This window comes from Micromonospora sp. NPDC049175 (genome assembly GCF_043197345.1).
In the GTDB taxonomy this organism is placed as follows: domain Bacteria; phylum Actinomycetota; class Actinomycetes; order Mycobacteriales; family Micromonosporaceae; genus Micromonospora.
This window is the reverse complement of record NZ_JBICSY010000002.1, coordinates 157180-168800: the sequence shown is the minus strand read 5'-3', so window position 1 is coordinate 168800 and position 11621 is coordinate 157180. Positions and strand designations below refer to the sequence as shown.

9 protein-coding genes are annotated in these 11621 nt (G+C 70.4%); 4 read left to right on the top strand and 5 right to left on the bottom strand.

Going from position 1 to position 11621, the window contains the following annotated elements:
- Positions 1-17: 17 nt before the first annotated feature.
- Positions 18-689: a hypothetical protein gene (locus ACGFH8_RS07615; protein ID WP_393364991.1), complete on the top strand. Its 672-nt coding sequence runs from the start codon at positions 18-20 to the stop codon at positions 687-689.
- Between the two features lie 83 nt (positions 690-772).
- On the opposite strand, the gene ACGFH8_RS07610 is transcribed toward ACGFH8_RS07615, so the two are convergent.
- The 5 genes from ACGFH8_RS07610 to ACGFH8_RS07590 all read right to left on the bottom strand — a co-directional run bounded on the left by ACGFH8_RS07610 (position 773) and on the right by ACGFH8_RS07590 (position 6549).
- The gene (locus ACGFH8_RS07610; RefSeq protein WP_393364988.1) at positions 773-1450 is read right to left on the bottom strand and encodes a maleylpyruvate isomerase N-terminal domain-containing protein; all 678 of its coding nucleotides are present in this window, start codon (positions 1448-1450) and stop codon (positions 773-775) included.
- Positions 1451-1553: 103 nt separating this feature from the next.
- Positions 1554-1928 carry a zf-TFIIB domain-containing protein gene (locus ACGFH8_RS07605; protein WP_393364985.1) on the bottom strand — a complete coding sequence of 125 codons (375 nt, stop codon included), beginning with the start codon at positions 1926-1928 and terminating at the stop codon, positions 1554-1556.
- A 22-nt stretch (positions 1929-1950) separates the two neighbouring features.
- Positions 1951-2583, bottom strand: a complete 633-nt coding sequence (locus ACGFH8_RS07600; protein ID WP_393364982.1) for a phosphoribosyltransferase — start codon at positions 2581-2583, stop codon at positions 1951-1953.
- 41 nt (positions 2584-2624) lie between these two features.
- Positions 2625-3965: a glycosyltransferase 87 family protein gene (locus ACGFH8_RS07595; RefSeq protein ID WP_393364979.1), complete on the bottom strand. Its 1341-nt coding sequence runs from the start codon at positions 3963-3965 to the stop codon at positions 2625-2627.
- A gap of 67 nt (positions 3966-4032) precedes the next feature.
- Entirely contained in the window at positions 4033-6549 is a 2517-nt protein-coding gene (locus ACGFH8_RS07590; protein ID WP_393364976.1) for a putative bifunctional diguanylate cyclase/phosphodiesterase, read from the bottom strand.
- 887 nt (positions 6550-7436) lie between these two features.
- Between ACGFH8_RS07590 and ACGFH8_RS07585 the strand changes: the two genes are divergently transcribed.
- From ACGFH8_RS07585 to ACGFH8_RS07575, 3 genes are all read left to right on the top strand, one after another.
- Positions 7437-10346 carry a BTAD domain-containing putative transcriptional regulator gene (locus tag ACGFH8_RS07585; RefSeq protein ID WP_393364973.1) on the top strand — a complete coding sequence of 970 codons (2910 nt, stop codon included), beginning with the start codon at positions 7437-7439 and terminating at the stop codon, positions 10344-10346.
- Positions 10347-10607: 261 nt separating this feature from the next.
- Positions 10608-11099: a cyclic pyranopterin monophosphate synthase MoaC gene (moaC, locus tag ACGFH8_RS07580; protein ID WP_393364971.1), complete on the top strand. Its 492-nt coding sequence runs from the start codon at positions 10608-10610 to the stop codon at positions 11097-11099.
- A complete protein-coding gene (locus tag ACGFH8_RS07575; protein WP_393364968.1) occupies positions 11096-11566 on the top strand; it encodes a molybdenum cofactor biosynthesis protein B in 471 nt (156 codons plus the stop codon). The genes moaC and ACGFH8_RS07575 overlap by 4 nt, the downstream gene beginning before the upstream one ends.
- Positions 11567-11621 lie beyond the last annotated feature (55 nt).

Here is an 11621-nt window from a genome sequence, read left to right as displayed (position 1 = left end):
GGCTCACGGAGCCGGGAATGCGGGGCTTATTGGTCCGGCGCGGCGTAGCAATCCGGCGGGTCGTTCACACGCTTCGGCACGAGGCGTTCGACCTGTTGACGCCGGAGGCCTGTTACTGGCTCGGATTCCTCTTCGCGGACGGGTGCGTGACGTACCGCGCAGGCCATCTCCCGCAGATCTCCGTTGGGCTCGCCCAGCGCGACCGCGACCACCTTGTCTTGCTCCGCGCGTTCCTGGGTTCGAGCAGCAGCATCTCAAAACCTAACCCCACGCAGGGGTCGTGCCAGTTCTCGGTGCGTTCGACCCGCTTAGCAGAGCGCATGATCGTTCTGGGGAGATACGAAGGCACGCTCGGCGAACGACTGGACGAGTCGCGCGATTTCTGGCGTGGCGTCGTCGATGGCGATGGCTCGATCGGCAGTTATCGACGGCCAGGTCCTCGACTGTCGGAATTCGCGCAATTCAGATTAGTGGGAAGTCAGCGCCTGCTGGACGCTTTCGCTGTATTTCTCAGGAGTCATGGAATCCATGGCCTTTCCGTGCGGCCGCATAAATCGATCTACACGATCGGAACAACATGCGGGCCTGCCGAGAGAATCATCGGCCTGCTCTATGCGGGGGCGCCGGTTGCCTTGGCGCGCAAGGCGGAAACCGCAGAGAAAATTTTGAGCCGCCGCCTGCCCGACTGAGGTCTTTCCGCAGCACCACGGGCAAGGCGACAAGATCGGCCACCTTCGGAGTACACGCGAAAGCCGCTCGGAGTCGAGGCAGATCACCCGAGCAGCGGGAACCAGCCCGCCGACTCGCCCAGCTCCACCCGGTCCCGATCGGTGAGCGGGACGCGCCCGGTGGCCTTCAGCAGGAAGTCCTGGTCGTCCCAGCCGGCGGGGCGCACCGTGTCGTCGCTGAGTAGGCCCTCCATCGTGGTCACCGCGACACGCGCGGCCAGCGGGCCGGGCGGCGGCGCCTCGGGCAGCTCCGGGATCAGGTCCAGGTGGTGGACGACAGCCTCGGTGGTCAGGGTGGCGAGGAAATCGGGTACGCGCAGCACGTGCCCCTGCGTGGTCACGTACCCCTCGGGGTTGGCTGACCCGGCGGCGCGGACCGCGGCCGGGGCGGTGTCCCGCCAGAGCCGAACGATCCCGGTCGGACGGTCGAACGCGGCGGCGGATCGGCGGACCCACCAGGCGTGTCTGTCGCTCTCGTCGTCGCCGGACGGGAAGTCGCGCCAGTAGCTGACGTCGTCGACGTCGGCCGGCCCGTCGACGGGGCTGGCCAGTGCGACAAGTGCGCGTTGGGCGTCGCCGAGCACGTGCAGGAGCAGGTCCGCGACCAGCCAGCCTCGGCAGCGGGTGGCTCGTTGCAGGCCGGCGTCGTCCAGGTCGCCGACCACCGCGGTGATTCCGGCGTACGCCTGAGCCAGCGCCTCGGCCGGTCGGGTCGTGGTCATGCGATGCAGCCTGGCACGGACCGCCCCGCCCGCCAACCGTCTGCCGGTGGGCGCTGCGCCCGGGTCGACGCGTGATCGACCCGGGCCGGTTGTCGGTCCCGGCTCAGCCGAACATGTCGTCGAGGAAGCCCTTGCGCTTCTTCTGCCGGTAGTGCCCGTGGTAGCCGTGGTGCTGTTGCTGCTGGTGACCGTAGGCCGGCTGCGGCGGGTAGCCGTGGACGGGCGGGGGCGGCGGCGGGACGGCACCGTATCCGGGCGGGGGCGGCGGGGGCGGATAGCCGGCCGGCTGGTGGGTGGGTTGCGGCGGCGCACCACCGGTTTGTTGGCGGCTCCAGTTGGCCTCCGCCTCGAACAGCTTCTCCAACTCGCCGCGGTCCAGGAAGATGCCGCGGCACTCGCCGCACTGGTCGATCACGACGTTGCTGCGCTCGTACTGGCGCATTTCTCCGTGACACTTGGGGCAGGTGAGACTATTCATCTCCCGACGGTACCTGGTCGACCTAAGCGGTTGCTGTGAGCGCTTCGGTGACCTCGTCGTCGGAGACCTCGTGGAAGTCGTCGTAGTAGACGCTCACCGCGCCGAAGTCAGGTGGGCGTTGGGCGCAGATGACCTGGTCCGCCTCGGCGGCGAGCAGTTCGTACGCCTCCTGTGCGCCGACCGGGACAGCGACCACGACCCGGTGTGCCCCGAGTTGGCGGACGACCTCCACGGCGACGCGGGCTGTCGCACCGGTGGCCAGGCCGTCGTCGATGATCAGCGCGGTCCGCCCGGTGAGGTCCACCTGGGCGCGACCACCTCGGTAGAGCTGTTCCCGCCGGGCCAGTTCGGCCTGCTCCCGTTGGCTGACCTCGGCGATGTCGTCGCTGCTGAGTCGGCTGGCCAACACGCCGTTGAGTACCTGGACCCCGCCCGGCCCGAGCGCGCCGAAGGCGACCTCCCGAGCCCACGGCATGCCGAGCTTGCGGACGACAAGCACGTCGAGTGGTGCGCCGAGTCGTTCGGCGACGACCCGGGCGACCGGCACGCCGCCGCGGACCAGGCCGAGGACGACCACGTCCGGGTCGCCGACGAGTGCGGTGAGCCGCTCGGAGAGCACCCGGCCGGCGTCGGCCCGGTCGCGGTACGTCGTCATGCCTTCAGGTCTACGCCCTGGCGCGCGGTTGTGCCCAGCAGTTACGCCGATGTGGTCCGAGCGGATCTGTCGGGAAGGGGGGTGGTCGGCGTGTCGACCGGGCGGTGCAGGGCGGGTGCCCAGGTGAGCAGGGCCACCGGGTAGAGCAGATAGCCGAAGCGGGTCGAGGGCATCAGGGCGATGGCGGCGAGTAGCCCGTACCCGCAGATCAGTGCCGTGGCGACGGCGGTGCGGGGCGGGCGGCGGGCGAGCCGGACGGCGATGGCCACGCCGGCGGCGACCAGCAGCGCGGCGGCGACGAGCCGGCCGGCGGGTAGCGCGGTCGCGATCAGGTAGCCGGGGAACGGGGACTGCGCGGGGCTGGTGACCAGGCCGTGGCCGAGGGGGAAGCGCAGCACGTTCTCGGTGAGCGCGTCGCGGTCGACGAGCATCGCCGGTAGCAGGGCGGCGATGGGCAGGCCGATCGCGCCGGCGGCGACCCGGGTGCCGGCGCGTCGGGTCAGGCCCCACACGATCAGGACCAGCGCCACCGGCCAGGCGAAGAGCTTCAGCGCGCCGGCCAGCCCGACCGCGAGGCCGGCTCGGCCGGGGCGGTCGGCGGCGGCGAGCGCGAGGGCCAGCAGGCAGAGCGCGAGTACGGGGAGGTCGTCGCCGCCGGTGGCGAGGGTGAGGGCGCAGATGGGCAGTACGGTGGCGGCCTGCACGCCGCGCAGCAGCGCGGCGTCTCGCCGGTGGGCATCCGGGGCGGGGAGGGCGGTGGTCGGTGTGGTGCGCAGGGCGGCCACGGCCAGGGTGAGCGCCAGCACCGTGCCGACCGCGAACCAGGCCCGGGAGTCGGTCCACCAGGTGTCGGCAAGTGCTCTGGGCAGGCCGAACATGGCCATTCCGGGCTGGTACGGGGTGTAGCCCAGCAGTTGTTCGCCGGGAGGCAGGGCAGCTATCGCGTCGGGGCCGAGGTATGGCGTGCCGTGCTCCAGGAGGCGGGTGCCGGCGTGCTCCACGACCAGCACCTCCTCCTGTGCCCGGTCGGTGCGTCCGTTGGCCCGCTCGATGCTCTGCCAGAGCAGGGGCAGCAGCGCGGTGCCGGCCCAGGTGAGGCCGGTGATCGTCCAGCGGGCTCCGAGACCGGCCAGCCGCGCGGTCGGGCGGTGTCGGCGCAGCAGGAGTTGGGTGAGCACCGCCAGCGTCGCGAGCAGGTATCCGACGGCGGCGACCGCGCCCCAGGCCCGGTGCGGCAGCAGGGTCGACGTGACCGCGGTGATCGCGGCGAAGATGGTCGAGACGGCGTAGAGGCCGAGGTCGACGGCGAGTCCGCCGGCGGCGGTGTCGAGCGTCCGCCAGTGCCGGGGACGGCGGCGGGCGGTCGGGGCGTCGGCGATCACGCGCGCCAGTCTGGCAGACCGGGGCGTACCAGCACCGGGCCGCGGGGCGGGGGCGGCCGGTGCCCGGTCAGGCGGGCAGGTGTGGGAGGCGGGCGCGGCCGGTCTGGCGGCGGTTCTGGCTCAACCGGATCACCGCGCCGGCGTCGTGCAGTGGCGCGACGAGGGCGCCGGGACGCCCGCCGGAGCCGCGCTGCATCGCCGCGAGCAGGATGCCGGCGGGCACCGGTCGCGCGAACAGGTGACCCTGGCCGGCGACGCAGCCCAACTCCCAGAGGGCGCGCCGTTGCGGCTCGCTCTCCACCCCCTCGGCCACCACGACCAGGTCGAGACTGCGACCCAGGTCGAGGGTGGAGCGGATGACAGCGGCGGCCTCCGCCGAGCTCTCCATCGTCGTCACGAAGCTTCGGTCGATCTTCAATTCGTGCACCGGGATGCGGGAGAGGAGCGACAGCGAGGAGTAGCCGGTGCCGAAGTCGTCCAACGCCAACCGGACGCCCTCGTCCCGCAGCCGGCTGAGCACTCGGTCGACCACGTCGAGTTGGCTGAGCGTGAGCGTCTCGGTCAGCTCCAGCACCAGCCGGTCCGCTGGGAGGTCGTGGGCGCGCAGGCGGGCCAGCACCGAGCCGGGGAACCGCGCGTCGAGCAGGCTGCGTGGGGACACGTTCACCGCGACCGGTACGTCGAAGCCGGCGTCACGCCAGGTGCCGGCCGCGATCAACGCCTGGTCGAGGATCGCCTCGGCGAAGGCCGGCAGCAGACCGGACCGCTCCACCGCCTCCAGGAAACGCAGCGGGTCGATCATGCCGTGGGTGGGGTGTCGCCAGCGGGCCAACGCTTCGGCACTTGTGACCTCGCCGGTGCCCAGGTCGACGATGGGTTGGAAGTTGACGATGAACTCGTGGTCGGCGACGGCGCGGGGCAGGTCGCCGCCGAGGGTGAGGCGGCCCAGGTCGGCGGTGTCTCGGGTCGCGGCGTAGGTGGAGGTCTTCTGCCCGGCACGCTTGGCCTGGTACATGGCCACGTCGGCACGGCGCAGCAGTTCGGCCATGCCGCCGCTGGACGGTGCGACGGAGATGCCGCCGCTGGCTTCGACGCTGATCCGCATGCCGTCCAGCTCGAACGGTTCGTGCAGGGCGGCGAGCAGGATCTCGGCCCGGTGCGCGGCCACCGCCGGGGCCGGCAGCCCGCGCAGGAGTACGGCGAACTCGTCGCCGCCGAGGCGGGCCACCAGGTCGCTGGCCTGCGCCGCGTCTCGTAACCGGTCGGCGACCTGCACCAGCACCTGGTCGCCGGCGGCGTGACCGAGGGTGTCGTTGACTTCCTTGAAGTGGTTGAGGTCGATCAGCACAAGTGCGGTCACCCCGTCGGCGTGCCGGGCGCTCAACTGCTCGGTGCCCTCGTCGAGGAGGTGCCGGCGGTTGGCCAGTCCGGTCAACGCGTCGTGGGCGGCGGCGTACGCGTGTTCGTTGGCGACCCGGGCCAGTTCGGCGTACGCCTGGGCGTTGCGTACGGCCGTGCAGAGCGCGGACGCGAAGGTGCGCAGGGTGTACTGCTCCCGTTCGGAGAGCTGTACCGGGCCGCGGAAGCGTAGTCGCAGCACGCCGACGTCGACGGTGCGGTCGTGCCCTTCGAGCCGGGTGGGGACGACGGTGCCGTGCACGTCGGTGGGCGTGCCGGTGAGGCCGTCGAAGGTGATGCCGCCGGTGCCGCCGCGGACGGCGCGGTCGCCGTCGCGCAGTTCGATTTCGACCTCGTCGGCGGAGAACAGTTCGGCGGCCTGGGTGACGGCGGTGGTGAGGACGGCGTCCAGGTCGACCACGTTGAGCGCGTCGGTGGTGCGGGCGAGGCGTTGCCACGCCTGCTGTTCGGTCCTGGAACGGATTCTCGTGGCGTAGGCCAGGTGCAGGCTGAGCACCAGGGGTGGGATGACTAGCAGGAGTTTGAAGTTGGCGTCGAGGATCAGCAGCGTGCAGACCGCCACGACGAACCGTACGGCGAAGCCGGCGAGTCGGAGGTCGAGGTTGGTCCGGAACTGCTTTGAGATCTTGGTGTTGGATGCCAGCGCGATGACCGGGATGGCCAGGAGGTCGTCCAGCAGTGCCGCTACCAGGTACGAGGCGGCTACCGGCACGATCAGGGCGACGGTGCTCGCCGGTGGCCAGGTCCAGGTCGTCATCGCCAGTGTGATGCCGGCGCCCCAGGCCACGATGACGTTCTTGCCCACGCTGAAGGCCATCTTGATCGGCGACAGCCGGAGCGAGGCGAAGGTGATGCCCACCGCGGTGCAGAGGACCACCGACTGGGCCGGGGCGATGGCGAGTCCGATGATGATCGCGGCCTCGGTCCAACTGATCGAGTGGGTGGTGGACCGGATCCGCACCCGTGCTTTGACCCGGGCTCCCAGGGCGATCGTGACGGTGAGTACGACGAGGACCGCGATGTCCGCCGGCGTGGCGGTCACCGCCGAGCGTGCGGCGACCGGTAGTGACGTGGCGGTGATGATGGTTGCCACAACGACGACGAGACCGACGAGCAGCCGTAGCCGCCGATCGGTCTCAATCTGTCGTTGCTGAGGAAGGGTCATGCCGCTCCCGAAGGACTGTCTCTGCCGTGCTCGTAGCCTACCGTTCGAGGCTCGTGCACGTCCCCGGTCGAGGGGTCACTCCCACTCGCTGCCGCGCATCGCGTGCCCCCTTCTCGCTGAGCCATTCGAAGACCTACCCAAAGGGGAGGTCTTCCTTGGAAACGCAGCTTAAGAGAAGGATCGGCAGGTTAGAAGAAATAAATGTCGGTATGCGCAACATTAGCCAAGTTGGCGAGTGTTTGTAACGTTCTGTCCATCGCTGCTGAACGGAGTGCGGTCGAACTCGCTCCTGCTGGATTCGTGGGACAGCTAGCAACTGCAGACGGTATCGGACGAGGTAATGGTCGCGTTATTCGCTGGCTCCGCAGATCCCTACAAGTTGCCGCATCCGGAGCGTGGACAGGCGTCAAGGCGGCATGGGCAGAGTTGACGCGCCCGTGTGTCGGGTAGGCGGAGTAAAGGTGTCAGTCTTCGCCTGGATCGACGGTGACGACGCGGAATTGGTGTCCCTGAGCCCGTGCCGATGCAACTTGCGGCCGACATCGTGCGGCTGCGTGCGGGCAATCGAGCGGCCCTCCTCGCGGTAATCCTGGGGTCACCAACAGCCATCCGCCTTCGCCCCGTGAGCAGCATGTCACCGATGGGGGTCGTAGACTTCGTTGCGTGATCGACTGAGTACCTGGGATGGCTGGAACAGGGGACCGGTGGAGATTCAGGTTCTGGGCGGCCTTTCGGTGCAACTGTCTACCCGCATGCTGCGCCTCGGTACACCCAAACAGCAGGCAATCTTCGCGATGCTCGCAGTGCAGCCCGGCCGGCTGGTGGCATTGGAAGACCTCGTCGATGAGTTATGGGGCGATTGCCCACCGCGATCGGCTGTGGCTAATGTGCGGACCTATGCGGCCAATCTGCGCCGGACTTTCGAGTCCTTCGCGGCCGGTCACGGTGCCATCGAACGCCAACGCAACGGCTATCGACTCGTTGTGGACCCGGAACGGATCGACGTCTTTTGCTTCGAGCGGGAACGTAACTCGGGTCGGGAAGCGCTGACGGCCGGTCACCTGGACCCCGCCCGCGAGCTGCTGGAGCGCGCTCTGGCTCGGTGGCGCGGTCCGATGCTCGCCGGCGTACCGCTCGGTCCCGTCCTCACCTCCCGAACCGTCGCTGTGGAGGAGGAACGGCTGGTGACCGTCGAACTTCTGGCCGACGTCCAGCTGCGGTCAGGGCGAAACGACCTGGCGATTCCACTGCTGCGCGACGTGGTGGCCCGCCACCCTCTCCGGGAGCCGGCCTACCACCTCCTCATGCGGGCCTTCCACGAGCGCGGGGACAACGCGGGGGCGCTGGCGGCGTACGACGAGATCCGAACCCGGTTGGCCACGGAGTTGGGCGTCGGTCCCGGGCACGACCTCGAAGAGTTGCGCCGCTCGATCGTCGCGGCGGTGTCGCGCTCCGGCCCGGGGCGCGCCGTTGCCCCCCGGCGGGAGAGCGGCCAGCGTCTGGACGTGGTCGTGGCGGATGCTGCGGCTGCCGGACAACCGGGCCGGATCGAACCGGTGGACCACCTGCCCCGGGCGGTCGCCGACTTCGTCGGCAGGGAGACCGTCGTGTCGCGGCTGCTGGCGGAGACCCGGCGGGTGGAGGAGCGGGTGCCAGCCGTGCACATCGTCGACGGCATGGCGGGCAGCGGCAAGACCACCCTCGCGGTGCACCTGGCCCGCCGGCTGTCCGACCGATACCCGGACGCCGCGCTGTTCGTCGACCTCGGTGGGCACGGCGAGAAGAACCGGGTGGAGCCGGCGAGCGCACTTGTCACACTGCTCCGACAGCTCGGCGTGCCGGCCGAGCGCGTCCCGGTGGAGTTCGACGACAGGGTGGAGTTGTGGCGGCAGGAACTGGCCCGCCGGAGGTCGGTGGTGGTGCTCGACAACGCGGCGAGCAGCGAGCAGATCATGCCCCTGCTGCCGGCCGAGCCGACCACCGTCGTGCTGGTGACCTCGCGGCGGCGGCTGTCCCACCCGGACGTCGGGCCCTCGCAGACGCTACCGCTGCTGAACCCGCGGGAGAGCGTGGATCTCCTGCGTCTGAGCGTCGGTCAGGACAGGGTCGAAGCCGAGCCGGAGGCGGCCGCCGAGGTGGTACGTCGGTGTGGGTACCTCCCTCTGGCGATTCGGCTGGCCGGTGCCCGACTGGCGCACCGGCGCGGCTGGCGGGTGGCGGACCTTGCCGAGCAGATGGCCGGCGACGCGCCGGTGCTGCACCAGCTCGCGCAGGAGGAGAGCAGCGTCACCGGGGCCTTCGCCGCCTCCTACCAACCTCTGCCGAGCACGGCCAAGCGGGTCTTCCGATTCCTGAGTCTGTATCCCGGTAGCCGCTTCAGCGTGCCGGTAGCCGCCGCGCTGACCGGCCTGACCGTCGCGGAAGCTCGTACGGCGCTCGACGACCTCGTCGACCGGAACCTGGTGGAGGACCTGGACTCGACGCGCTATCGACTGCACGACCTCATCCGGGAGTACGCCATCGACCTGTGTTCGCGGACCGACTCCGCGAGCGAGCGGAAGGCCGCGCTGGCGCACCTGTTCGACTTCACTCTGGCGGTGGCGTTACGGGTCGCCAAGACGCTGGAATTCGACGACCTGGGAGCCCACGTCACACATCTCCCGTTCGGGCGACCCGAGCTGATCGACGCGATCGGGGCACCCACCGCCGACTGGTTGGAGACGGAACGGACGGACCTGGTGACGATGGTGCGGGCGGCGCTCGACGAGGGCTTCCCCGAGCACTCCTGGCGGCTGGCCCGTGCGCTCTGGCGATTCTGTTACATCCGCGGATACTTCGAGGACATCATCACGACCCACCGGTACGCGCTGACCGCGGCGGAAGCATCCGGGGACGTCAGTGCGACGGCACTGATAAACAACTACCTCGCCTCCGGCTACGTCCGGATCGGCGACAACCGGGCGGGGCTGAACCATCTGACCCGCGCTGTCGCCCTCGCCGGAGAGTCGCGGGACGTGCTGAACGCTGCTCGATACCGCGCCAATCTCGCCGCCGTCTACCTGTGGAGCGGCAACCTGACCGAAGCGGTGACTGTCGGTCAGGAGTGCCTGCGTGACTACAAGGGGTACGGCAATGTCCGGGTGCCGACGGTGCTGCCGAATCTCGGCATAGCGCTGATGGCCCTGGGACGCTACGAGGAGGCGTTGCGGATACACCGCCTGTACCTGACCTGGGCCCGGACGAACTCCGACGAGTTCCACGCGCTCAGCGCGCTCAGTCGCATCGGCGCCGTACGCCTCCGAATGGGTGACCTTCAGCCGGCGATCCGCATCCTCCTGGCCTCGTTGGCCCTCCGCGATCGCACCGGCCACCGGTATACCGAGGCCGAGGTGCGTAACGACCTCGGTATCGCCTATCGGGTTCTGGGCCGTCTGGTGGAGGCCGAGCGGGAACACGAGCTGGCCCGGAAGCTGTCGATCGGTTCGGGGGAGCTCCACGTCGAGGCGGCCGCGCTGAACGAGCTTGGGCGCACCCTGTTGGCGCAGGGGCGCCGTGGCGAGGCGTTCGAGACGCACCAGCAGGCGTTGCGCCTGGCCACTCGCATCGCCTACCCGCACGAGCAGGGTCGAGCCCTGAGCGGGCTTGCCGAACACTTCGCCCGCGTCGACCCGGCCGAGGCCCGACGGCACTGGGAGCGGGCGTTGGCGATCTTCCGGCGGATGGGCGTGCCGGAGCGCTTCGAGACCGAACGCCGCCTCGCCGAGGTGGCAGCCGCAACCCCGGCCGCAGATCGCTGAACTGCCCGAACGGCCTTTATCGATTTCTTATCGGCAGGCCCGGTAACTTTCCCGCCGTAACGACGAACGGGGGAGGTTCTGCTCCTGGGCAGAACCGGGTCGTCGACACGCACCCGCTGCCAGTTCTCCCCCGAGGCCTTGGCAGCGGGTCGGCGAGGAAGGAGCGGCGTTGCGTCGCCGGGCCGCAGCACCCGTCCTGGCGGGCAGTGGCGGCGCCGCTCCTTCCAAGCGCCGTCGTACCGCACCGATAGGCTCACGGCCGTGACCGAACCCGCGCAGCTCAGCCACGTCGACCGCGCTGGCGCGGCCCGCATGGTCGACGTCTCCGACAAGGCGGTGACGGGCCGCCGGGCCGTCGCGGCCGGCCTTTTGCGGACCACACCCGAGGTCATCGACCTGCTGCACCGCGACGGGCTGCCCAAGGGCGACGCGTTGGCGGTCGGTCGGTTGGCCGGGATCATGGGCGCCAAGCGCACCCCCGACCTGATTCCGCTCTGCCACCCGATCGCCCTGCACGGCGTCACCGTCGACCTCCGACTGACGGTCGACACCGTGGAGATCACGGCCACCGCCCGCACGGCGGACCGGACGGGCGTGGAGATGGAGGCACTGACCGCGGTCGCCGTCGCCGGTCTCGCCCTGATCGACATGGTCAAGGCGGTGGACCCGGCGGCCTCGGTGGAGGCGGTCCGGGTGCTGCGCAAGGAGGGCGGCAAGACCGGCGAGTGGGTCCGGCCGGAGGACCGGCCGTGATCCGGGCCCGAGTGATCGTCGCGTCCAACCGGGCCGCGGCCGGTGTCTACGCCGATACCAGCGGTCCGCTGCTCGTGGCCGGCCTGCGCGAGTTGGGGTGCCAGGTCGACGAGCCGGTGGTGGTGCCCGACGGTGAGCCGGTCGGCGTCGCCCTGCGGGCTGCCCGCGCCGACGGTGTCGACGTGGTGCTGACCAGCGGTGGCACCGGGGTGACCCCGACGGATCGCACCCCTGACGTCACCCGGGGTCTGCTGGATTACGAGATCCCCGGCATCGCCGAGGCGATCCGCGCGCACAGCCGCGACCGGGTGCCCACCTCGGTGCTGTCCCGTGGCCTGGCCGGGGTCACCGGCCGGATGCTTGTGGTCAACCTGCCCGGCTCGACAGGTGGCGCCCGGGACGGGTTGGCGGTGCTCGGGCCGATCCTCGGGCACACCGTCGACCAGCTTCGCGGTGGGGACCACTGAAGTCCGCGAGGGGAACGCCGACGGAGTCCACGCCAGGCCCCGACGGGTGTCGGCC

Bases quoted from the DNA above. Each gene is read 5' to 3' on its own strand.
- ACGFH8_RS07605 (WP_393364985.1), bottom strand. From the start codon at position 1,928: ATGAATAGTCTCACCTGCCCCAAGTGTCACGGAGAAATGCGCCAGTAC.
- ACGFH8_RS07590 (WP_393364976.1), bottom strand. From the start codon at position 6,549: ATGACCCTTCCTCAGCAACGACAGATTGAGACCGATCGGCGGCTACGG.
- ACGFH8_RS07615 (WP_393364991.1), top strand. From the start codon at position 18: ATGCGGGGCTTATTGGTCCGGCGCGGCGTAGCAATCCGGCGGGTCGTT.
- ACGFH8_RS07610 (WP_393364988.1), bottom strand. From the start codon at position 1,450: ATGACCACGACCCGACCGGCCGAGGCGCTGGCTCAGGCGTACGCCGGA.
- ACGFH8_RS07600 (WP_393364982.1), bottom strand. From the start codon at position 2,583: ATGACGACGTACCGCGACCGGGCCGACGCCGGCCGGGTGCTCTCCGAG.